The organism is Rhodanobacter humi (assembly GCF_041107455.1).
GTDB lineage: Bacteria > Pseudomonadota > Gammaproteobacteria > Xanthomonadales > Rhodanobacteraceae > Rhodanobacter_A.
Genome location: NZ_JBGBPY010000001.1, coordinates 2,283,486 through 2,305,854 on the forward strand (window position 1 = coordinate 2,283,486; position 22,369 = coordinate 2,305,854).

Genomic DNA, 22,369 nt, shown 5'->3' on the forward strand with positions numbered 1-22,369 from the left:
TTGCATGTTAGGCCGGCGTTTTCGGCGCGAACGATTCGTGCATACGTATTCATGGCGCGGTGCCCGCGCCTTCGCTGCGGCGCAACAATGCGTGGCGGCGCGACTCGGCACACCGCGCCGCGTGACGCGCGAAGTCGCGGTGCGCCTGCATCGGCGCGTGGCGGCAACGCTGGCGTCAAATCGTTTGGACGTCCATTTGTTGCAAACGCATGACGCGACTGCAGCATCCATGAATACGTATGCAGCACTGTGCGGTATCGCCATGCCCTGCCACTAAGCTGGCTGCCGTTCGACGACAGGCAGCCCGTAGCGCCGTCTGTTTCACGTCATGGGGCAAGCAATGACCGACACACCATGGTGGCGCGGAGCCGTCATCTACCAGATCTACCCGCGCAGCTTCCTCGACACCGACGGCGACGGCGTGGGCGACCTGCCCGGCATCATCGAGCGGCTCGACTACGTGGCCGGACTGGGCGTGGACGCGATCTGGATCGCGCCGTTCTTCCGCTCGCCGATGGCGGACTTCGGCTACGACATCGCCGATCCCTGCGACGTCGATCCGCTGTTCGGCACGCTCGCCGATTTCGATCGCCTGCTGGCCGAGGCGCATGCGCGCGGCCTCAAGGTGATGATCGACCAGGTGCTCAGCCACACCTCGGACGAGCACGCCTGGTTCCGCGAAAGCCGGCAGAGCCGCGACAACCCGAGGGCGGACTGGTACGTGTGGGCCAACGCCAACGAGGACGGCACGCCGCCGAACAACTGGCTGTCGATCTTCGGCGGCAGCGCGTGGCGGTGGGAGCCGCGGCGCGGCCAGTATTACCTGCACAACTTCCTTGCCGGCCAGCCCGACCTCAACTTCCACCACCCGGCCGTGCGCGCGGCGGTGCTGGACAACCTGCGCTTCTGGCTGGACCGCGGCGTGGACGGCTTCCGGCTGGACTCGATCAACTTCTGTTTCCACGACGCGTTGCTGCGCGACAATCCGGCCAAGCCGAAGGCCGAGCGCACCGGTCGCGGCTTCAGCGCCGACAACCCCTACGCGTTCCAGTACCACTGGTACAACAACACGCAGCCGGAGAACCTCGCGTTTCTGGAAGAGCTGCGCGCATTGATGGACCGCTACCCCGGCAGCGCCACGCTGGGCGAGATCTCCTCGGAGGATTCGCTGGCCACCATGGCCGAGTACACCAGCGGCCATCGCCTGCACATGGGCTACAGCTTCGAACTGCTCACCGACGACTTCAGTGCCGCCTACATCCGCGACACCGTGCGCGCGCAGGAGGCGAAGATGACCGAGGGCTGGCCGTGCTGGGCGATCTCCAACCACGACGTGGAGCGCGTGCTCAGCCGCTGGGGTAGTCAGTTGCGGGGCAATGGCCATGCGTCCGCCGCGATGGCGAACCAGCTCACCGCGCTGGTCTGCTCGCTGCGCGGTTCGGTCTGCGTGTACCAGGGCGAGGAGCTGGGTTTGACCGAGGCCGAGCTGCCCTACGAGGCGCTGCGCGATCCCTACGGCATCGCCTTCTGGCCCGAGTTCAAGGGGCGCGACGGCTGCCGCACGCCGATGCCGTGGGGCGACGGCGAGCATGCCGGCTTCAGCGGCGCCGTGCCGTGGCTGCCGGTGCCGCCCGAGCATCGCGCGCTGAACGTGGCGCGCCAGCAGGCCGATCCCGCCTCCGCACTCAACGGCTACCGCCGCTTCATGCACTGGCGCCGCACCCAGCCCGCGCTGCGCCACGGCGCGATCCGCTTCCTCGACACCCCCGAGCCGGTGCTGGCCTTCGTGCGCGAACTCGGCGGGGAGCGCGTGCTGGTCGTGTTCAACCTCTCCGCCGCGCCGGTGGAATTCGCGCTGCCGCTGCCCGGGGAGCTGCGACCGCTCGAAGGCCACGGCCTGCTGGCCGGCACGCTGGCCGACGAGCGCCTGCGCCTGCCTGCCAACGGCAGCCTGTTCGCGCGGGTGATCTAGGTTGCCGATTCGACTCCCTCTCCTGCGTGCAGGGGAGGGTCGGGGTGGGGTGCTTCCGTCTTGAAGCCACACGCCTGAACTTGATTAGCGACAAAGCTCAGCGCGTACCCTCACCGTTCGCCCTGAGCGTAGGCCCGAAGGGCCGAAGTCGAAGGGTGATCACCGGCGAGCGCTTCGACTCCGCTTGCTATCGCAAGCGACGCTCAGCGCGAACGGAATTTTCTGCTGAACGTCATCGAGTCAGGTGCCGGGATGGGCATTGCGCGCGGGCGCAGGCATCATGGCGGCCCCTCCCCTCCGGTCATCGCCCGTGTCCGCGCACACCTCCCGCGCTTCCGTGCTGCTCGCGGTCGGCATGCTGCTGATCAGCATGAGCTCGTACCAGTTCGGCGCCGCGCTGGCCAAGCAGCTGTTTCCCGCGATCGGCGCGCAGGGCGCCACCGCCTGCCGGCTGGGCCTGGGCGCGCTGATCCTGCTGCTGGTGCGGCGACCCTGGCGCACCTGGCAGCGCGGCCGCGACCTGCGCGCGCTGTGGGGCTACGGCCTGTCGATCGGCGTGATGAACCTGGTGTTCTACATGTCGCTGCGCACGATCCCGCTGGGCATCGCGGTGGCGCTGGAGTTCACCGGACCGCTGGCGCTGGCCCTGTTCGGCTCGCGCCGGCTGCAGGACTTCATCTGGATCGCGCTGGTGGTGGCGGGCCTGCTCCTGCTGCTGCCGCTGCGCACGCAGGCGCATGCGCTCGATCCGGTCGGCGTGCTGTACGCGCTGGCCGCGGGCGTGGGCTGGGCGTGCTACATCGTGCTGGGCCAGCGCGCCGGCAGCGCGCACGGTGGCGACGCGGTGACCTGGGGCACTTCCATCGCGGCGCTGGTGGCGATCCCGGTTGGCGTGGTGCATGCCGGCAGCGCGCTGTTCAACCCCGCGCTGCTGCCGTTCGCGCTGGGCGTAGCCGTGCTCAGTTCCGCCCTGCCGTACTCGCTGGAGATGGTGGCGCTGACCCGCCTGCCGACGCGCAGCTTCGGCACCTTGCTGAGCCTGGAACCGGCTATCGCCGCGCTGGCCGGCGTGGCCCTGCTCGGCGAGCACTTGAGCCTGCTGCAGTGGTTGGCGATTGCGGCGATCATCGTGGCCGCGGCGGGAACCGCGCTCAGCGTGCGCAAGCCGGTGGCGGAGCCGCTGGTGAATTGAGCGCACGGGTTGGAGCGCGGCTGCGCTCGTCTTGGATTTTTTTGGCTTGGTCTTTTGCGCGCTGATGCAAGTTTCAAAGCGGTTTCGTGCCGCTGTCGCGGCCCGAGTTACTTTTCTCTTGCGTGGTCAAGAGAAAAGTAACCAAAAGAGAAGGCCACCCCGCGGCGGCGCTTTCCGCCCATCCCTGGGCGGAAAGTCCGTGAGCCGTGGCCGGGCTTTTCGAGCGGGCTCCTGCCCGCGCGAAAAGGCGAGCCCATCCGTGGGCTCGCCCGCTGCGCGGCCTGATCGTCCACAGCTCACCGCCGCCGAGGGGGCCCGGAAAAGCTGGCGCGCATCGTGCGCGCCAGAAGCAACGTCAATAGCAACGTCAACGTCAACGTCAACAGCAACAGCGGAGCGCCGTGCGGCGCGCGGCGCTTTTGCCTTGGCTTTTCAAGAAGTGCGCGCAGGAGCGCGCTGCTCTACCCGGGGCCCCTATGGCGCGGCGGGCGGGTGCAGGAAAGTCCGCAGGATGGCCCGCAAGGATGCGGGCCAGTTTTCCGCCGGTACAGGGATGTGCCGTCGGAAAACCCCGTAACCCGCCCGCGCACCCGCAGGGCAGGATGCCCGGAGGGCGCGCCATCGGGGTGCCGTTTCTCTTTGGTTCCTTTCTCTTTGGGCACGCAAAGAGAAAGGAACTCGGCCACCGGCAGGTGGACGAAACCGCTTTGTCGCTTGCGACGAGTTCACCTCGTCAAAAGAAATTAGCCACTCCGCGGCGAGCACCCGCCCTCACCCCGACCCTCTTCGTCGCTCCTCAAGGCAGGGCCATCCATGGCCCTTTCCCGCGTCCCGAAGAGGAGAGGGAGAAAAGCGCCTCAGCGCCGCCGCGACCCCTTCAGGCTGCTGAGCGAGAAGCTCGCCATTTCGCCGCCGCCGGGCAGGCGTCGCGACTGGCCCGGCGGCGGGCCCCAGGCGTGCGCGGTCACCACTTCCCAGGTGGCGGGGATGCGGCCGTCCGTGCGCATCGACTCGTACGCTGTGAGCATGGCGCGGTAGTGCGACTTGCCGGTGAGGTGGCGTTCGCGCGCAGCGTCGGCGTGGGTGGCGCCCAGCCCGCGCAGCTCTTCCAGCAGCTTGCGCGGCTCACTGTAGGTGAGCGTGTAGCGTTCCACGTCCAGCACCGGGTCGCGCAGGCCGGCGTTGAGCATCGCGTCGCCGATGTCGTGCATGTCGAGAAAGCGGCTGACATGGGAATGGCCGTCCACCGCGGCCCAGGCCGCGCGCAGCTCCTTCAGCGTGTCGGGGCCGAAGGTGGAGAACGCGAGCAGACCGCCGGGCTTCAGCACGCGCGCGCATTCGCCGAACAGCGCGGCGAGGTCGTCGATCCACTGGAAGCACAGGTTGGAGTGCAGCAGGTCCACGCTGTGGTCGGGGAAGGGCAGCGCCGTGGCCTCGGCGCAGACGCGGCGGAACGGCTTCAGCCAGCCGCTGTGCGCCTTCGCCGCGCGCAGCATCGGCAGCGCGAGGTCGACCGCGACCACCTCGGCCTTCGGATAGCGCTGTTTCAGCTGCGCGGTGCCGCGGCCGGTGCCGGCGCCCACGTCGAGCACGCGCTCGGGGAGCAGCCCTTTGCGGTCCGGGGATTCGTCGTAGAAGGTGAGCCGGTCGAGCAACTGGCCTTGCACTTCGCGCTGCAAGGCATCGTGCTGTTCGTAGCTGCGCGCGGCGCGGCCGAAGTTGCGACGCACCTGGGCGCGGTCGAGGTGGAACTCATTCATCGAAACTGTCCAGCAAGGGTTGCAGCGCCTGCGCGACCTCGTCGGCGTGGGCGAAGAACGGCGCGTGGCCGGCGTGCTCGATCTGCGCGTAGCGGCCGTGTGCCTGCTGTGCCGACCACTCCATCGCCTGCGGATGCACCAGGCGGTCGCGACGGCCGGCGATCCAGGCACTCGGTTGCCGCAGCGACGGCAACTGCGCGCGCAGGTCGCGGGTTTCCAGGATGCGGATGCCTTCCTGCAGCACGCGCAACTCGGGCTCGCCGCGGGCGAAGGCGAGCTCGCGCAGGCGACGCAGTTCGGCGCGCGGATCGGCACTGCCCATCGCCTCGAGCGCAAGGAAGCGATCGATGGTGGTGTGGTAATCGGTTTCCAGATCCAGTGCGAGCTGGTGCACCAGCGTCGCGTCGCTGCCCCAGGGCCAGCTGTCGTCGCGCACGAAGCGCGGCGTCGCGCACAGCATGGCGAGGCCGCGCACCTGCTGCGGTTGTTCCAGCGCGGCAGTGAGCGCGATCAGCCCGCCCAGCGACCAGCCCAGCCACAGCGCCGGCGGCGTGGCTTGCGCGATCGCCGCGGCGCAGGCGGAAGGCTCCAGCGGCAGGCCGCAGTCGCGCGACCAGCCGTGGCCGGGCAGGTCCACCACGTGCATCGTGCAGCGATCCGCCAGTGCGTCGACCAAGGGCGCCAGCACGCCGCCATGCATCGCCCAGCCGTGCAGCAGCACCAGCGGGATCGGGCCGCGGCCCGCCTTTTCGATGTATAGGCTCATGATCCCCTCTCCCCTGCGGGGAGAGGGTGCCCCGAAGGGGTGGGAGAGGGGGCGGGGCTTGCAGAGGCGTTGCCCAGAGCGGGCTCTGGTGTTGGTTTCTCGCAAGAGCCTGCCTTCTCCCCCAACCCCTCTCCCGCAAGCGGGAGAGGGGAGATGGTTGTGGGGAGCAGGTTTGCATCCACCGCCCCACGCCCGTCGAACACGAAGCAGTCCCCCTGCCAATGCGCGCCATCGGTGAGTTCGAGGTACTTGAGTATCCCGCCTTCGAGCTGGTGCACGCGCTCGATGCCGAGCGCCTGCATGTGCAGCGCGGCCTTCTCGCAACGAATGCCGCCGGTGCAGTACGACACCACGGTCTTGCCCGCGTAGCGCGCACGGTCGGCGGCCACGGCGGCGGGAAACCCGGTGAAGCTGGCGAGGCGGTAGTCCACTGCCTGCGTGAACTTGCCGACTTCGATCTCGTAGTCGTTGCGGGTGTCCAGCAGCAGCACTTCGCGGCCGTCGTCGTCGTGGCCCTGGTCCAGCCAGCGTTGCAGCGTGGGCGCGTCCACCGCCGGCGCGCGGCCGCCTTCGGGGCGGATCGTCGGCCGGTGCATGGTGATGATTTCCTTCTTCAGCCGCACGCGCAGTCGGCCGAACGGCACGTCGTCGGAGAGGGATTCTTTCGCCTCCATTCCCGCGAAACGCGCGTCCGCGCGCAGCCACGCCATGAACGCGTCCACTGCCTCGCGCGGACCGGCGAGGAACAGGTTGATGCCTTCCGGTGCCAGCAGCACGGTGCCCTTCAGCGCCAGCGCGCTGGCGCGTTCGAGCACGCGCTCGCGCAGCTCGGGCAGGTCGTCCAGCGCGACGAAGCGGTAGGCGGCGAGGTTGACGATACTCATGGGGACAAGGCGATGAAGCGACTCGACATTATACGGGGCCGCCCGCGCCGGCCGGTTTCGGCAAGGCAGCCAGCGCGTCGAGCAGGCGGTCGATGTGCTCGTCCGTATGCGCCGCGCTGAGCGTGATGCGCAGCCGCGCCCGGCCTTGCGGCACCGTGGGCGGACGGATCGCGGTGACCAGCAGCCCGCGTCGTTCCAGCGCCTGCGCGGCTTCCAGCGCGACCTGTGCGTCGCCCAGCAGCAGCGGCTGGATCGCGCTGGGCGAGTCCATCAGCGGTAGCCCGAGTTGCGCCGCGCCGGTGCGGAAGCGGGCGATCGTGGCCTGCAGCTTCTCGCGGCGCCAGCTTTCGTGGCGCGCGATCTCCACCGCTGCGCAGGCTGCCGCGGCCAGCGCGGGCGGCATCGCGGTGGTGTAGATGTACGGCCGCGCGAATTGCAGCAGGCCGTCGATCAGCGCGGCGGAACCAGCCACGAAGGCGCCGCTGCAGCCCAGTGCCTTGCCCAGCGTGGCCATCAGCACCGGTGCTTCGCGCTGCGACAAGCCAGCGGCGCGCACGCTACCGGCGCCATCGTCCCCCAGCACGCCGAGCCCGTGTGCATCGTCCACCATCAGCGTGGCGTGTTCGCGCGCGCACAGTGCGGCGAGCGCGGCCAGGGGCGCCACGTCGCCGTCCATGCTGAACACGCCGTCGGTGGCGAGCAGGGCGGCGGCATCCGGGCGGCTGCGCAACTGGCGCGCGGCGGCTTCGATGTCGGCATGTGGGTAGCGCTTCAACTCGGCACCGGCGAGCTGCGCGCCGTCGAGCAGGCAGGCGTGGTTGAGCTTGTCCTGCACGCAGAGATCGCCGCGCGCCAGCAGCGCCTGCATCGTGCCGAGGTTCGCCATGTAGCCGGTGGAGAACAGCAGCGCACACTCGCGCCCGGTCCATTCGGCCAGGGCCTCTTCCAATTGCGCGTGCTCGCGGCGATGGCCGCAGATCAGGTGCGCCGAGCCGCTCCCCACGCCTTCGTCATCGGCGGCGCGTTTCAGCGCGGCGATCAGCTGCGGGTGTTGCGAAAGCCCGAGGTAATCGTTGCTGCAGAAGCCGAGCAGGCGGCGGCCGTCGCTCTCCAGCCACGGGCCTTCCGCGTGCTCGATGGTGCGCAGGCGGCGGCGCAGGTTGGCTTGATCGCGTTCGAACGTCTGGATGGCCAGGCGTTCGAGCAGGTCGGGGCGTGAGGCAAGAGTGGCCCCCTCACCCCGGCCCTCTCCCCCAATCGTTGCTTGGGGGAGAGGGGATTCAAGCTTCGAGGCTTGGTGGAGAGAAGGGGTGATCGGCATGGCTTTTACTCCCTCTCCCCCAACGACGAAGTCGTTGGGGGAGAGGGTTGGGGTGAGGGGGGCTTTGGCATGTCAGTCATCGTTGGGGAGGGAGCAAATGCGCCCCCTCACCCCAACCCTCTCCCCCAAGCGGGGCTTGGGGGAGAGGGAGTCAGAAGCTCACGCCGCTGCGCTGCAGCCGCAACCGTTGCCGCAGCCTGCGTCGGCGGCTTCCATGATGTCCGCATGCACCGTGCCCGCTTCCTCCACCACCTCCATCGCATGCAGGTCGAGCCGGCGGAACAGCGCGCGATCGTGCTCGGTATCGGGGTTGCCGGTGGTGAGCAGTTTTTCGCCGTAGAAGATCGAGCCGGCGCCGGCGTGGAAGCACAGCGCCTGCACGGCGTCGTCCATCTGCTGGCGGCCGGCGGAGAGGCGCACGATGGACAGCGGCATCAGGATGCGCGCCACCGCGATCGCGCGCACGAACTCGAACGGATCGAGCGGCTCGGCATCGGCCAGCGGCGTGCCCGGCACTGGCACCAGCTGGTTGATCGGCACCGACTGCGGGTGTTCGGGCAGGTTGGCCAGTGCCTGCAAGAGGCCGGCGCGCTGCGCGCGCGTCTCGCCCATGCCCACGATGCCGCCGCAACAGGTCTTGAGGCCCGCATCGCGCACCTGCTCCAGCGTCTGCAGGCGGTCCTGGTATTCGCGGGTGTGGATGATTTCGCCGTAGAACTCCGGCGCGGTGTCGATGTTGTGGTTGTAGTAGTCGAGGCCCGCGTCCTTGAGCTGCTGCGCGTGGCCGTCACCCAAGAGGCCCAGCGTGGCGCAGGTTTCCAGGCCGAGATCCTTCACCGCGCGCACGATTTCGGCGACCTTCGGGATGTCGCGATCCTTCGGTCCGCGCCACGCCGCGCCCATGCAGAAGCGGCTGGCGCCTGCGGCCTTGGCGACCTTCGCGCGCGCCAGCACGGCGTCCACTTCCATCAGCTTCTGCGCCGCCACGCCGGTGTCGTAGCGCGCGGCCTGCGGGCAGTAGGCGCAGTCCTCGGGACAGCCGCCGGTCTTGATCGAGAGCAAGGTGGATACCTGCACCGCGTTCGCGTCGTGGTGTTCGCGGTGCACGCAGTGCGCGCGGTGCAGCAGTTCGTTGAACGGCAAAGCGAACAGCGCGGCGACCTCGTCGCGGGTCCAGTCGTGGTGGATCAGGGCTTCGGGCATGGGGGAGGCTCCGGGGCAGAGGCCGCGAAGTGTGGGCGGTGCGGCATGCTGCGTCAACTTGGCGTGTAGTGGCGCTGGTTGACGGAAAGTCGAAAAAAGAAAGGCGGCCCACGGGCCGCCCTCTCACGCCTCACTACTCTTCACCCACTCCCCGCTACTTGCCCCGCGCCGCCTTCACCTGGTCGGCGGTGACCAGCCTGGCCTGGTTGCCCCACGAAGTGCGCTCGTGGTTCGCGATATCGGCGATGTCCGCATCGTTCAACGCGGCGGCGAACGGCGGCATCGCGCTGGGGTAGTTCGTGCCGTTGATGGCTTCGCCGTGCAGGCCGTTGAGGATCGTGGCGATCTGCTTGGCGGGGTCGTCATCCAGCACCGCGGGGTTGTCCTTGAGCGGCGGGAACGCGCCGGGCAGACCCATGCCGGTGGCCTGGTGGCAGGCCGTGCAGTTGGCGGCGTACAGCGTGGCGCCACGTGCCGCGTCGAACTTGTAGGGACCGCTGGCGGCGGCCGGTGCGGGCGCGGGGGCCGCGGTCACCGGCGCCTTGCTGATCGGCGGTGCGGCCGCGGGCTCCGCGCCCGGCGCGCCCACCAGCAGCACGCCTTGTGCGCCCAGCACCATGTGCGCCATCGCATGGTCCACGAACGGGTACTTGCCCGGCTCGTCCACCTTCAGGTCGAACACCGCGCCTTCGCCCGGCCCCACGCTCCAGGTGGAAACGCCGTCGATCGCCTGCGCCGGGTTGCCGCCCGGATAGACCTTGTCGAAGATCGCGCCGATCACGTGGAACGCGCTCCACAGGCTCGGCCCCGCGTTCACCATGTAGATGCGCACCAGGTCGCCCGGTTTCGCGGTGAGCGGATGATCGCGGTACTGGAACGCGGCGCCGTTGAACACCACCTCGTCGGGGCGCATCTCCTGCATTTTTCCGTAGTCGCCGGCCATCAGCTTGCCGGCCACCTGCTGGGTGTACCACTCGCCCTGCACCAGCACGTAGCTCTCGGCGGCCGGCGGCAGCGGCGTGGCCGGGTCGACGATGATCGCGCCGTACATGCCGTTGGCGATATGCAGCAGCACCGGCGGCGTGCCGCAGTGGTAGAGGAACGCACCGGGCACCTTCGCCACGAACGAGAACTTGATCGACTCGCCCGGCATGATGTCCACGTAATGCAGGCTGGGCGGCGTGATCGCGGCATGGAAGTCGATCGAGTGCTGCATGGTGCCGTGGTTGGTGAGCGTCACGTTCACCGCCTGCCCCTGGCGCACGTGGATCACCGGGCCCGGCACGCTCTTGCCGAAGGTCCAGGCCTGGTATTGCACGCCGCTGGCGATTTCCACGGTCTGGTCGCTGACGGCGATGTCAACGTCGGCCGTGTCGCCCGTCGCCACTGGCGGCAGGCGGGCGTCGTGCGCTTGCGCGATCGGCTGGCTGGACGCCAGCGACAGCGGCGTCACCGCTGCCGCGGCGGCCGTCGGCGAGGACGACTGCACGTGCAGCGCGCTGTGCAGGCCGGCCAGCAACAGCGCCACCAGCACCAGCACGCCGGCCAGTGCCGGCGCCTGCACGCGCGAGGGCAGGCGTTTCACCTGGTCGAGCGGCGCCGTCTCGTTCCAGTCGGCGAACTTGCGCCAGCCCGGCCAGCGCGCCTCGATCAGGTAGTCGAGGCTGTAGGGGCTGGGGCCGGAGCGCTGGTTGATGACGATCAGCGCCGCGAACACCAGCACATAGCTGATCGCCGCGCCGATGTTGTTCGCGCCCACCGAATAGGGGCCGCCGAAACCTTCGGCGGTGCTCCACACCAGCAGGCTGAACAGGATGCCCACGATGTAGGTGGTCTTGCGCGCGAAGCCCAGCAGCAGGGCCAGCGCCAGCGCCGTCTCGGCGATGCGCGTGGCCCACACGAAGAAGCCCGCGTGCGGCGTGACCAGGGCTATCCACAGCTGGAACCACCAGGCCGACCAGGCGGGTTGCCCGGTGGCGGCGTTGTGCAGGTAGCCCACGTAGTGGTTGGCGAAATCGGCGGTCCACGTCAGCGCGGCGCTCACGGCCCAGATGACGCCGAAGGCCACGCGCAGCGCGGTGCCGGCGATGGCCGGCCAGGTCGAAGTGGCGGACTTGCCGCCGTCGGACACGGACATGCGAAACCTCCTGGAACGGAAAGGCGCTTCGGGCGAGTGTGGCGTCGATACCCCGGTTGACGACAGCGTCCGAGTGTACGGCCGCGGTGTGGGTTTGGCGTGACAGGCTGCGACGCGTTGCCGCTACCATCGACGCAGGAACGGGAGGGTGCATGGACAAGGCAAGCCTGCGGCGACCCTGGCACGTGCTTGCGCGCTGGCTGCTGCCGCTGCGCTGCCTGCTGTGCGGCGCCCCCGGCGAACACGGCGTGGATGTGTGCGCGGCCTGTGCCGCCGAGCTGCCGCGCAACCGCAGCAGCTGCGCGCGCTGCGCCCTGCCGCTGCCCGTGCCGGCCGCGCTGTGCGGCGAGTGCCAGCGCCATGCGCCGCCGTGGGACGCGGCCTGGGCGCCGTTCCGCTACGGCTGGCCGCTGGACCGGCTGGAGTCGCGCTTCAAGTTCGGCCGCGACCTCGCCGCGGGCCGCGCGCTGGCCATGCTGTGGCAACGCGAGCCGATGCCATTGCCGAAACCGGAACTGCTGCTGCCGGTGCCACTGCATCGCACGCGCCTGCGCCAGCGCGGCTACAACCAGGCGCTGGAACTGGCGAGGCCGCTGGCACGCCAGTTCGGCGTGCCGCTGCGCCATGACCTGCTGCAGCGCAGCCGCGGCACCGCGGCGCAGACCGAGCTCGACGCCGTCGCCCGCCGCCGCAACGTGCGCGGCGCCTTCGCCGTGCGCGCGGGCATCGCGCTGCCTGCGCACGTGGCGATCCTCGACGACGTGATGACCACCGGCGCTACCCTCGCCGAATGCGCCCGCGTGCTGAAGCGCGCGGGCGTGGCGCGGGTCGACGTGTGGGCGCTGGCGCGGGCGCCGACACCGTCGGGTCGCCCGTAGGAGCGGCTTCAGCCGCGATGGCTTTTTGTTCGTGGCAATCGCGGCTGAGGCCGCTCCTACGAAAGCCTGGGTGCGGTTATTTCACCGCCAGCGCCAGCACGATGCCGATCCACATCGTGAGCCCCCACCAGTTGTTGTGGCGGAACGCGGCGAGGCAGGGGCCGCGTTCGCGCGTGCGGATCAGCCACAGCTGGTAGACAAACAGACCGGCGGCGACCAGCAGCGCCAGCCAGTACGGCCAGCCCAGCTGCGCGCGCTGGCCCACGAAGACCATCGCCAGCAGCAGGGTGGCCATCAGCACGCCGAGGATGGGCAGGTCGGCGTCGCCGAACAGGATCGCGGTGGATTTCGCGCCGGCCTTGAGGTCGTCCTCGCGGTCCACCATCGCGTACTCGGTGTCGTACACCACCGACCACAGGATGTTGGCGATGAACAGCAGCCAGCCCAGCGGCGGCACCGTGCCCGCCACCGCCGCGAACGCCATCGGGATCGCCCAGCCGAACGCCGCGCCCAGCACCACCTGCGGCAGGTAGGTCCAGCGCTTGGTGAACGGGTAGATCGCCGCCAGCGCGGCGCCGGCGAAGGACAGCTTGATCGTCAGCGCGTTGGTGAACAGCACCAGCACGAAGGCGAACGCCAGCAGCGTGCCGAACACGATCAGCGCCTCGCGCGGTGTCACCCGCCCACTGGCGATCGGCCGCCCGGCGGTGCGTTCCACCTGCGGGTCCAGCTTGCGGTCGGCGTAATCGTTGATCGCGCAGCCCGCCGCGCGCATCGCGAACACGCCCAGCGTGAAGATCGCCAGCGGCTTGAACGGCGGCCAGTCGCCCGCAGCCAGCCACAACGCCCACCACGTCGGCCACAGCAGCAGCAGCGCGCCGATCGGCCGGTCCATGCGAGTAAGCACGAGGTAGTCGCGCGCCTTCTCGCGGTATCGCGGTGGCAGCCGACCCAGCAGCCAGTCCAGCACGCCGCTGGCGCGCACCGAGCTGTCCGCCGGGCGCACGGCGGTCACCGGTGGCGTCTTCGCGAGGCGCGGCGGCGTCGAGGGAGCAGGTTTGCGCCGCTGGCGCTTGCGCGGTGGGGAAGCCATCGGGGAAGTTTAGCGTGCGGGGGTGTGCGGGGCGGCGTGACGCAGTGCAGGGAATGGCGCGATCAAGTGCCGCCCGGCGCATCGCAGCGGTACGCCTGTCCGTGCATCCGGACCGCCGGATCCGGTTGCCGTCGGGTGGCGTCACTTGTTCCAGGTCCCACCCCGTGAAACGATGCCGTGAAACAGGAGGGCCGGTGGCATTTTTCCGGCAATCCGCTCGAACCGGCGCCGTCTCGTGGCGTGCTCCGATCCAGGCTGAGGCCACTGCAAACATGGCAACCGACCGCGATTTCATCGCCTACGTGACCGAACAAGTCGCGCTGGGCGACCGGCTCACCCACAAGAAAATGTTCGGCGAGTACGCGCTGTACGTCGATGGCAAGGTGGTCGCGTTCGCCTGCGACAACAGCCTGTTCATGAAGCCTTCCGCGGCGGCGGCAATGCTGGCGCCGGGGCTGCCGCAGCGCCCGCCGTATCCCGGCGCGAAGGACTACCCGGTGGCCGACGAGCTGCTGGACGATTCGGATGCGCTCCGCCGCCTGTTCGTCGAAACGGCGGCGCTCATGCCGGTGCCGAAACCCCGGAAACCTGCGGCTGCGGGCAAGCGCGCCAGGTAGTCGTCGCGCCGTTGGCCACCGCCCGGACGCTTGCCGTACCATGATGCGGTTCGTCGCGGCGTCATCTGCTTCATCGTTCCGGAAGGAGCCGACGTGGAGGGCGAGGGGAGACTTCGATACATCGCGTTCGACGCGGTCGAGATCGATCTCGACGGCCGACGCCTGAGCGTGGGCGGCCGCGACGTCGCGCTGGAGCCCAAGGCATTCGACGTGCTCGCGCTGCTGGTGCAGGCGCCGGGCAAGGCGTTCTCGCGCGACGATATCCTCGACGCGGTCTGGGGCCATCGCCACGTCACGCCCGGCGTGCTCAATCGCGTCGTCACCCTGGTCCGCCACGCGCTGGGCGAGAACGCAGGCAGCACGCACTACATCCACACCTTGCATGGCGTCGGTTACCGCTTCGATGGCGTCGTGCGGCGTTATGCGCAACGCGACGCGATGCCGGAAGGCCTCGCCGCGGCACCCGTCGTCGCATCGGCACCGCCGTCGGCGGCGGCATCGGAGCCGGGCGATCCGTCAGTGGTATCGCCAGCTGCAGCCGGCGCCGGGGAACGGGTGGGGGATGCACCGACCGCCGCCGCGCCTTCCGTGCCGGCGAAGCCGCGTCGCTGGTCGGCGTCGCCGGCGCTTTGGCTGCTTGCGGCAACCCTGGTGGTCGTCGCCATTGGAACCTTGCTTTGGCGGTGGACGAGCCCCGCGAAACCGGCGGTCGCGCCGCCGCCGACCCTGGTGGTGCTGCCGCTGCGGGCGATCGGCAACGACAAGAACGAGGCCATCTTCGCCGACGGCCTCAGCGAGGAGCTGACCACGGAACTCGCGCGCGTCGACGGCCTGCGCCTGATCGCCAGCGTCTCGGCCGCGCGGGCACGCGAGCTGGGTTTCGACGCGACGCAACTGGCCGAGCGCCTGCACGTCAACTACGCGATCGAGGGCAGCCTGCGCGAATCCGGCGACGCGCTGCGCATCGACCTGCGCCTGATCGATACGCCGTCGGGGCGCCTGGTGTGGGCGCAGAGCTACGATCGGCAGACGAAGGACGTCTTCGGCGTGCAGCAGGACATCGCGCAAGCCGTGGCGTCGGCCATGGCGCTGCACCTGCCGCTGGATCGCGTCGCGGTGAAGCCGCCCGACCCGGCGGTGTTCCGCGAATACCTGCGGCTGCGCCACATCTTCCTCACGCGGCCCGGCGACGCGGACTACGCCAAGGCCGAGGTTGCGCTCAATGCGCTGGCCGCGCGTGCGCCCGATTTCGCGCCGGTGCACGGGCTGCTCGCGCTCAACCTCGCCACCCACTTCGAGCCGGGGCGCGAACAGGAGGCGCTGCCGGAAGCCACGCGCGCGCTGCGGATCGATCCCGACAACATGTACGCGCATGCCGTGCTGGGCGAACTGGCCTGCCAGCGCGACGAATGGAACGACTGCATGAAGGAGCTGCGCACGACGCTGGCGCGCAACCCGACCGATCCGGTCATGAACTCGCTGGTGGGCATGCGCCTGGCGGGGCTGGGCTATGGCGAGGAGGCACTGCGACTGGCCCAGGTCGGCTATGCGATGGATCCGCTGAGTTACTGGGCGGTCGCCAACCTCGGCGCCCAGCTCGACACCCTGGGCCGCCACGCGGAGGCGCGGCCGTATCTCGACGCCTTGCCCGGGCTGGCCGGCAAGCCCAACGCATTGACCGACGAGCTGCGCTGGCGCAACGCCGTCTGGCGCAAGGATCTGGCCGGCGCGCGCGACATCGCCGCGCACATGCCCGACGACTTTGCACAGAAGCCGTTGTATGTCGCCTTCAGTGCGGCGCTGGCCGATTCCTCGTTGTGGCCGCAGGCGCTGGCGAAATTGCACGCGGCGCAACAGACCAGCGATACGCTGCTGCTGCTGCAACTGCAGGTGCCGCAACCCGACCAGGCGATGGCGCTGCGCTTTTTCGGAAACAACTGGTTTTTCTACGGCAGGCTGCTGTGGGTGCGCGAGTACGCGGCGATCCGGCAAGGCCCGGCGTTCTCCGACTTCCTGCGCCGCACGAAGATGCTGGCCTACTGGAACGCGAACGGCTGGCCGCCGCAGTGCAAGCCCGACGGCGCCGGCGCGCGCTGCGAGTGATCGCGATGCGTTTCGTCCCGGCCTCCGCTGCAGGCAGAGAGGCCGGAACGGATGCGTTGCGCCCAGGAAGCTGCCAGAGCTTGCGGATCAGCTGTTCGGGTGACCGATTCGCGGCCGCCGTCCATGGCCGGCCATCCGTGGCCGGGTCGAGAGTCTGAAGGTCACAAACTCCCGCAGTCCGCCAGCCTCCTAGGACAAGGGCTGCTTCGCGCAGGTCACCTTCGTGTTCCAGTCGGCGAAGGTGCCTTTGGGGTTGTCCTGCCAGGCCCATACATGCAGGTAGTAGGCCTCCGGCAGGCCGAAGCGGTTCGGCACCTGCAGCAGGTTCATCAGGTTGCCGGCTACCTCGGGTGGCGGGCCGGCCGGGTGGCGCGCGGCCCAGTCGGCGGCGACCTCGATGAACTCCACGCCCACCAGGCGCATCGAGCCGTCCGCCATCGGTTCGTAGATCAGCGCCTCCGGCGCGCTCGGGTCGAGCACGCCGTCCGCGATGCGCGACGGGTTCACCAGATGAACGCCCATGGCACCGGTATCCGGCCCGCTCACGCACGGCGTGGCGACCACCCAGCCGGTCTCCTTGTGCAAGGCCACGTTGATGTCCTTGTACTTCGCGGTCGCGATGCGGATTTCCTGCACCAGCGGCGAATGGCTGCTGACGCCTTGCATGTCCATGGACGACGGATTGTCTGCTGGCGCCCCCAGGGCGTATGCGGGTGCCAGCGCCAGCATGGACATGGCGATAAAGAGTGCGTGACGTGACATGATCCCCTCCGATCAGCTCGACGACGATGGAATGCTTGGCGGCAGGTCTTGCCGCCCGTCCAGCCTGCCCCCGGCGCCGCCCGAAAGCTTGAGGATGGTCTTGGGAAGTCGCGAGGAAATCGTTTGGAAAGCTTGGGGAGCGGCACGGGGCCGCGGTTTCCCGGCCATCCGGGCCGGCCTCCTCCGGGGCGGTCGTCAGGCACCAGCCGACAGGAGCATGCGCATGTCCGATTTCACCAAGGTGCGATTCGTGCTCGCCGTGCCGGACCTGGCCCGGTCCACGGACTACTACACGTCCGTGCTCGGGCTGGGTATCGAATTCACGGCGCCGGGCTGGACGTTCCTGGCGCGGGGCAGCTTTCGCGTGATGCTGGGCGAGTGCACGGATGCCATCCCGCCCGGCGAGCTGGGCGATCATTCATGGTACGGCTACGTGACGGTGTCGGATGCCGCGGCGCTGTACGCCGAGTACCGGGCGGCAGGCGCGGAGTTCACCCAGCCGTTGGCGGACAAACCCTGGGGCATGCGCGAGTTCGGCGTCCGCACGATCGACGGCCACCGGATCATGTTCGGGCAGGAGCTGCAGGCTTGAGCGGGAGATTGGCGGACATGATGAATTCATCGCGCGGCTTCGCCGCCTTGCTTGCCTTGCAGCTCTGCGTTCCGGCTGTGGTGTACCTGCTGGTCGACGCATGGAACGGGAGCATCGCGGGCATCAAATACTTTCTTCCCAACTGTCTATACATGGCGGCACCGTTGTTGCTGGTCAGCCTGCTGGCCATCTGGCCGCGAGCCCGCAGCGCGGCTTTGATCTGGGCGTTGAGCTTGCTCAACGCCGTACTCGTCGTCTTCCAGTTCTGGGTGCTGTGGTTCGTGCCCGCGCGTGAGAGCGGGTTGGCGTGGGTGCTCTATATTCCGGTATGGGGATTGGTGCTCTTGGCGTGTGCCGTGGCATGGGTGGCTTGCTGGTATTTCGGCCCTGTGCGCAAGAGCATTCCGTGATGACGGCAGGTGCTGCCGCGATGCTGCAATACGTGTTCAAGGTGCTGCTCTCGGCCATCGTTGTGGTGGCCGTCTCCGAGCTGGGCAAGCGCAGCTCGCTGTGGGGCGCGCTGCTCGCGTCGCTGCCGTTGACGTCCCTGCTGGCGTTTATCTGGCTCTACCGCGACACCGGCAACGTGGCGGCCATCGCCGCGCTTTCGACGGGCATCTTCTGGCTGGTGCTGGCCTCGCTGCCGCTGTTCCTGATCCTGCCGGCCCTGCTCCGGCATGGAGTGGCGTTCTGGCCGGCGCTGGGCCTTGCCTGCGTCGTCACGGTTGGGGTGTATTTCGCGCTGGTGCAGGTCCTGGAACGCCTTGACGTGCGCATCTGATGATTGCAAGCATCCTCTTCACGTGGAACCGTCATGCCTCGATCCCTTGACCACATCGCCCTGGTGGTGCGCGATCCGGTCCGCACCGCGCAGCTGTTTTCCAAGGTGTTCGACGACGCGCGCATCGAGCATGGCGCGGACGATGGTGACGGCGACCACGACACCCAGGTCCAGCTGGGCGGCGTCTGCCTGGTGCTGGTACGCGGCACGCCGCCGGCCACGCGCAACGGCGACCACATCGCGTTCGCGATGGGCAAGGCCGAGCAGCTCGCCTGCGCCGAACGCCTGCGCGCGGCGGGCATCGAATGCCTGATGGCGCGAGGCGACAGCGCGCTGTACTTCGAGGACTACGACAACCACGTGTTCGAACTGGACGTGGTGGAAGGCGGCTGACACCATCGATTGCGCGTCAGCTGCGTCGGTTCTCAGGCCGCCGTGTCGGCGGGATGTGCGGCATGTAGCCGCCCGAGATCGCGCACCGCTCCATTCGCGGCGTTCGAGGCCAGCGCCGCATACGCCTGCAGCGCGACCGAGACCGGGCGCACGCGATTGAGCGGCTTCCACGCCTCGCGACCACGCGCCTGCATCGCGGTGCGGCGGGCGGCGAGGGTTTCCTCGGGGACATCGAGACGCATGCTGCGGTTCGGGATGTCGATGGCGATGGGGTCGCCGTCCTCGACCAGCGCGATCAGTCCGCCTTCGGCCGCTTCGGGCGAGACGTGGCCGATGGACAGGCCCGAGGTGCCGCCGGAGAAGCGGCCGTCGGTGATCAGCGCGCAGGCCTTGCCCAGGCCTTTCGACTTCAGATAGCTGGTGGGGTAGAGCATCTCCTGCATGCCGGGGCCGCCGCGCGGACCTTCGTAGCGGATCACCACCACGTCGCCGGCCTTCACCTTGTTGCCGAGGATGCCGCTCACCGCCGCTTCCTGGCTTTCGTAGACCTTGGCGGTGCCGTGGAAGACGAGGATGGATTCGTCCACGCCCGCGGTCTTCACGATGCAGCCTTCCGGCGCGAGGTTGCCGAACAGCACGGCAAGGCCGCCGTCCTTGCTGAAGGGTGTCTTGGCGGAGCGGATCACGCCGCGCTCGCGGTCGGTGTCCAGCGTTTCCCAGCGCGCGGATTGGCTGAAGGCGGTTTGCGTGGGCACGTTGCCGGGGGCGGCGCGGTAGAAGTGGTGCGTTGCTTCTTCGTTCGTGCGCACTATGTCCCACTGCGCCAGCGCATCGCCCAGCGTGGGCGCGTGCACGGTGGGGCGGCTGGTGTCGAGCAGGCCGGCGCGGTCCAGTTCGCCGAGTATTGCCATGATGCCGCCGGCGCGGTGCACGTCTTCCATGTGCACGTCGCTCTTCGCGGGCGCCACCTTGCACAGGCAGGGCACGCGGCGGGAGAGGCGGTCGATGTCGGCCATGGTGAAGTCCACGCCGCCTTCGCGCGCCGCGGCCAGCAGGTGCAGCACGGTGTTGGTCGAGCCGCCCATCGCGATGTCCAGGCTCATCGCGTTCTCGAACGCGGCGCGGTTGGCGATGCTGCGCGGCAGCGCGCTGGCGTCGTCGCGTTCGTACCAGCGGCGGGCGAGTTCGACGACGACGTGGCCGGCGCGGCGGAACAGCTGCTCGCGGTCGGCATGCGTGGCCAATACCGAACCGTTGCCGGGCAGGGCCAGGCCCAGCGCCTCGGTGAGGCAGTTCATCGAGTTCGCGGTGAACATGCCGGAACAGGAGCCGCAGGTGGGGCAGGCCGAGCGCTCCAGCGTCGCCACCTCGGCGTCGCTGTAGCTGTCGTCGGCGGCAGCCACCATCGCGTCGATCAGGTCCAGCGCCTTCTTCTGGCCCTTCACCAGCGCCTTGCCCGATTCCATCGGGCCGCCGGAGACGAACACCGCGGGGATGTTCAGCCGCATCGCGGCCATGAGCATGCCGGGGGTGATCTTGTCGCAGTTGGAGATGCACACCAGCGCGTCGGCGCAGTGCGCGTTCGCCATGTATTCCACGCTGTCGGCGATCAGCTCGCGCGAGGGCAGCGAATACAGCATGCCGCCGTGGCCCATCGCGATGCCATCGTCCACCGCGATGGTGTTGAATTCCTTGGCCACGCCGCCGGCGGCCTCGATCTCACGCGCCACCAGCTGGCCGAGATCCTTCAGGTGCACGTGGCCGGGCACGAACTGGGTGAAGCTGTTCGCCACCGCGATGATGGGCTTGCCGAAGTCGCCGTCCTTCATGCCCGTGGCGCGCCACAGGCTGCGGGCGCCGGCCATGTTGCGGCCGTGGGTGCTGGTGCGGGATCGGTAGGCAGGCATGGACGTTCGTGCTCCGGGAATCGATATGTGATGTGTGCGTCAGCTGCGCAGCAGCAGGCGGTAGGCGGCGTTGTCGCTCTCGTCGCAATGCGGGTAGCCCAGCGTGGCGAGGAAGCGTTGCAGCGCGGCCTGCTCGTCGGCCGGCACCTGGATGCCGACCAGGATGCGGCCGTGGTCGGCGCCGTGGTTGCGGTAGTGGAACAGGCTGATGTTCCAGTCCGGGTGCAGGCGGGCGAGGAAGTCGGGCAGGGCGCCGGGGCGCTCGGGGAAGTCGAAGCGGTACAGCCGCTCGTCCTGCGCCAGCGGCGAACGGCCGCCCACCATGTGGCGCAGGTGCAGCTTGGCCAGCTCGTCGTCGGCGAGGTCGAGTACGGCGAAGCCCTGCGCGCGGAACGCGGCGGCCAGCGCCGCGCGCTCGTCGCGGCTGGCGGTCTGCACGCCCACGAAGATGTGCGCCTGGCGCGCGTCGCCGATGCGGTAGTTGAACTCGGTGATGCTGTGCCGGCCCAGCGCGGTGCAGAAGCGGCGGAAGCTGCCGCGTTCCTCGGGTATCGTCACCGCGAACAGCGCCTCGCGCTGCTCGCCGGCCTCGGCGCGCTCGGCCACGAAGCGCAGCCGCTCGAAGTTCATGTTCGCGCCGGAGACGATCGCGGCGAGCGTGGCGCCCTGCAACTGGTGCGCGGCGGCGTACTGCTTCAGCCCCGCCAGCGCCAGCGCGCCGGAGGGTTCGGGCACGCTGCGGGTTTCCTGGTAGACGTCGCGGATCGCGGCGCACAGCGCGTCGCCATCCACGCGCAGCATCGCGTCGACATGACGGCGGCAGAGTTCGAAGGTGAGCGCACCCACCTGCTTTACCGCGGTGCCGTCGGCGAACAGCCCCACCTCGGGCAGGCTCACGCGCACACCGGTTTCCAGCGAGCGCGCCATCGCGTCGGAATCGTCCGCCTGCACGCCGATCACCTTGGTCTGCGGCGACAGCGTCTTGATGCAGCTGGCCACGCCGGCGAGCAGGCCGCCGCCACCCACCGGCACGAACACCGCGTCCAGCGGCGTGGACGATTGGCGCAGCAGCTCCATGCCCACGGTGGCCTGGCCCGCGATCACGGCGAGATCGTCGAACGGGTGCACGAAGACCAGGCCGCGCTCGGCTTCGATGCGCGCGGCCGCGGCCTGCGCGTCGCTGTAGGAATCGCCGGCCAGCACCACCTCGACGAAGTCGCCGCCGAAGCGGCGCACCGCATCCACCTTCACCTGCGGCGCGGTCACCGGCATCACGATCACCGCGCGCGCGCCCAGCTTTGCCGCGGCCAGCGCCACGCCTTGCGCGTGGTTGCCGGCGGAGGCGGCGATCACGCCGCGCGCGCGCTCGGCCGCATCGAGCGCGGCCATCTTGTTGTAGGCGCCGCGCAGCTTGAACGAGAACACCGGCTGCAGGTCCTCGCGCTTCAGCAGCACGCGGTTGCCGAGGCGCGCGGACAACTGCTCGGCCGGCTCCAGCGGTGTCTCGCGCGCGACCTCGTAGACCCGCGCGGCCAGCGTGCGGCGCAGCAGGTCCAGGTCGGACGGCGCGGCGTCGGTCTGCGCGCGCGGGGCGAGCCGCGCGTTCATGCCGGGGTGGCGGCCAGCCGGCTGCCGTCGCGGCTGCCCACCAGCGACAGGCTGTTCGCGTCCAGCACATCCACCAGTTTGCGCAGCTGGCGCAGGATCTGCTGCAGCGTGCCATCGTCGCCGTGCAGCACCAGGGTGAGCTGCGACACCGCGGGATCGTGCGTGGCCGCCACGGTGAGCGCATCGATGTTGACGTGACGCGCGGCAAACAGCCCCGCCACGCGCACCAGCGCACCGGATTCGTTCTGCAGCAGGATGGACAAGGTGTGTTTCATGGCAGTGCTCCGCAAACCTTTCATGGGTGCAACCAACCGTTCGTCCTGAGCGTAGGCCCGCAGGGCCGAAGTCGAAGGGCTGTCGCGGGGGCGCTTCGACTGCGCTTGCTGGCGCAAGCTACGCT

The 22,369-nt window shown here is 69.4% G+C and carries 19 protein-coding genes and 1 pseudogene; 9 read left to right on the plus strand and 11 right to left on the minus strand.

Annotation, left to right across the window (positions count from 1 at the left end; genetic code table 11):
* The first annotated feature begins 340 nt into the window (after positions 1–340).
* Together AB7878_RS10010 and rhtA are read left to right on the plus strand one after the other, a co-directional pair.
* Positions 341–1,972 carry an alpha-glucosidase family protein gene (locus AB7878_RS10010; protein WP_369494225.1) on the plus strand — a complete coding sequence of 544 codons (1,632 nt, stop codon included), beginning with the start codon at positions 341–343 and terminating at the stop codon, positions 1,970–1,972.
* 310 nt (positions 1,973–2,282) lie between these two features.
* Entirely contained in the window at positions 2,283–3,164 is an 882-nt protein-coding gene (gene rhtA / locus AB7878_RS10015; protein WP_439653784.1) for a threonine/homoserine exporter RhtA, read from the plus strand.
* Positions 3,165–4,021: 857 nt separating this feature from the next.
* On the opposite strand, the gene bioC is transcribed toward rhtA, so the two are convergent.
* From bioC to AB7878_RS10045, 6 genes and pseudogenes are all read right to left on the minus strand, one after another.
* The gene (gene bioC / locus AB7878_RS10020; RefSeq protein ID WP_369494227.1) at positions 4,022–4,924 is read right to left on the minus strand and encodes a malonyl-ACP O-methyltransferase BioC; all 903 of its coding nucleotides are present in this window, start codon (positions 4,922–4,924) and stop codon (positions 4,022–4,024) included.
* Positions 4,917–5,690 carry a pimeloyl-ACP methyl ester esterase BioH gene (gene bioH / locus AB7878_RS10025; RefSeq protein ID WP_369494228.1) on the minus strand — a complete coding sequence of 258 codons (774 nt, stop codon included), beginning with the start codon at positions 5,688–5,690 and terminating at the stop codon, positions 4,917–4,919. Before bioH ends, bioC begins: the two co-directional genes overlap by 8 nt.
* 161 nt (positions 5,691–5,851) lie before the next feature.
* Positions 5,852–6,574, minus strand: a pseudogene (locus AB7878_RS10030) (sulfurtransferase); the annotation flags it as partial.
* Between the two features lie 28 nt (positions 6,575–6,602).
* Complete coding sequence (gene bioF / locus AB7878_RS10035) at positions 6,603–7,895, minus strand: 8-amino-7-oxononanoate synthase (RefSeq protein WP_369494229.1); 1,293 nt, start codon at positions 7,893–7,895, stop codon at positions 6,603–6,605.
* Between the two features lie 159 nt (positions 7,896–8,054).
* Entirely contained in the window at positions 8,055–9,098 is a 1,044-nt protein-coding gene (gene bioB, locus AB7878_RS10040; protein WP_369494230.1) for a biotin synthase BioB, read from the minus strand.
* A 154-nt stretch (positions 9,099–9,252) separates the two neighbouring features.
* Positions 9,253–11,235, minus strand: coding sequence for a multicopper oxidase domain-containing protein (locus tag AB7878_RS10045; RefSeq protein ID WP_369494231.1), 1,983 nt, complete (start codon positions 11,233–11,235; stop codon positions 9,253–9,255).
* 152 nt (positions 11,236–11,387) lie between these two features.
* Here AB7878_RS10045 and AB7878_RS10050 point away from each other — a divergent pair, with 152 nt between their 5' ends.
* Positions 11,388–12,113: a ComF family protein gene (locus tag AB7878_RS10050; protein WP_369494232.1), complete on the plus strand. Its 726-nt coding sequence runs from the start codon at positions 11,388–11,390 to the stop codon at positions 12,111–12,113.
* Positions 12,114–12,189: 76 nt separating this feature from the next.
* Here the strand turns inward: AB7878_RS10050 and ubiA are convergent, their stop codons facing one another.
* Positions 12,190–13,119, minus strand: a complete 930-nt coding sequence (gene ubiA / locus AB7878_RS10055) for a 4-hydroxybenzoate octaprenyltransferase (RefSeq protein WP_369495752.1) — start codon at positions 13,117–13,119, stop codon at positions 12,190–12,192.
* 359 nt (positions 13,120–13,478) lie between these two features.
* On the opposite strand from ubiA, the gene AB7878_RS10060 reads away from it, so the two are divergent.
* Both AB7878_RS10060 and AB7878_RS10065 read left to right on the plus strand, forming a co-directional pair.
* Positions 13,479–13,823, plus strand: a complete 345-nt coding sequence (locus AB7878_RS10060; RefSeq protein WP_369494233.1) for a TfoX/Sxy family protein — start codon at positions 13,479–13,481, stop codon at positions 13,821–13,823.
* A 93-nt stretch (positions 13,824–13,916) separates the two neighbouring features.
* The gene (locus AB7878_RS10065; RefSeq protein ID WP_369494234.1) at positions 13,917–15,926 is read left to right on the plus strand and encodes a winged helix-turn-helix domain-containing tetratricopeptide repeat protein; all 2,010 of its coding nucleotides are present in this window, start codon (positions 13,917–13,919) and stop codon (positions 15,924–15,926) included.
* A gap of 189 nt (positions 15,927–16,115) precedes the next feature.
* Here the strand turns inward: AB7878_RS10065 and AB7878_RS10070 are convergent, their stop codons facing one another.
* Positions 16,116–16,688 (minus strand): hypothetical protein, encoded by a 573-nt coding sequence (locus AB7878_RS10070; protein WP_369494235.1) that lies wholly within the window; start codon positions 16,686–16,688, stop codon positions 16,116–16,118.
* A 223-nt stretch (positions 16,689–16,911) separates the two neighbouring features.
* Here AB7878_RS10070 and AB7878_RS10075 point away from each other — a divergent pair, with 223 nt between their 5' ends.
* The 4 genes from AB7878_RS10075 to AB7878_RS10090 are packed head-to-tail and all read left to right on the plus strand — an operon-like array spanning position 16,912 to position 18,454.
* Positions 16,912–17,280 carry a VOC family protein gene (locus AB7878_RS10075; RefSeq protein WP_369494236.1) on the plus strand — a complete coding sequence of 123 codons (369 nt, stop codon included), beginning with the start codon at positions 16,912–16,914 and terminating at the stop codon, positions 17,278–17,280.
* Between the two features lie 17 nt (positions 17,281–17,297).
* The gene (locus tag AB7878_RS10080; RefSeq protein ID WP_369494237.1) at positions 17,298–17,690 is read left to right on the plus strand and encodes a hypothetical protein; all 393 of its coding nucleotides are present in this window, start codon (positions 17,298–17,300) and stop codon (positions 17,688–17,690) included.
* Positions 17,690–18,061: a DUF3147 family protein gene (locus tag AB7878_RS10085; RefSeq protein ID WP_369494238.1), complete on the plus strand. Its 372-nt coding sequence runs from the start codon at positions 17,690–17,692 to the stop codon at positions 18,059–18,061. Before AB7878_RS10080 ends, AB7878_RS10085 begins: the two co-directional genes overlap by 1 nt.
* A gap of 33 nt (positions 18,062–18,094) precedes the next feature.
* A complete protein-coding gene (locus AB7878_RS10090) occupies positions 18,095–18,454 on the plus strand; it encodes a VOC family protein (protein WP_369494239.1) in 360 nt (119 codons plus the stop codon).
* Between the two features lie 32 nt (positions 18,455–18,486).
* On the opposite strand, the gene ilvD is transcribed toward AB7878_RS10090, so the two are convergent.
* The 3 genes from ilvD to ilvN are packed head-to-tail and all read right to left on the minus strand — an operon-like array spanning position 18,487 to position 22,244.
* The gene (gene ilvD, locus AB7878_RS10095) at positions 18,487–20,361 is read right to left on the minus strand and encodes a dihydroxy-acid dehydratase (RefSeq protein WP_369494240.1); all 1,875 of its coding nucleotides are present in this window, start codon (positions 20,359–20,361) and stop codon (positions 18,487–18,489) included.
* Between the two features lie 39 nt (positions 20,362–20,400).
* The gene (gene ilvA, locus AB7878_RS10100) at positions 20,401–21,969 is read right to left on the minus strand and encodes a threonine ammonia-lyase, biosynthetic (RefSeq protein ID WP_369494241.1); all 1,569 of its coding nucleotides are present in this window, start codon (positions 21,967–21,969) and stop codon (positions 20,401–20,403) included.
* Positions 21,966–22,244 (minus strand): acetolactate synthase small subunit, encoded by a 279-nt coding sequence (ilvN, locus tag AB7878_RS10105; RefSeq protein ID WP_318157031.1) that lies wholly within the window; start codon positions 22,242–22,244, stop codon positions 21,966–21,968. The genes ilvA and ilvN overlap by 4 nt, the downstream gene beginning before the upstream one ends.
* Positions 22,245–22,369: the final 125 nt, after the last annotated feature.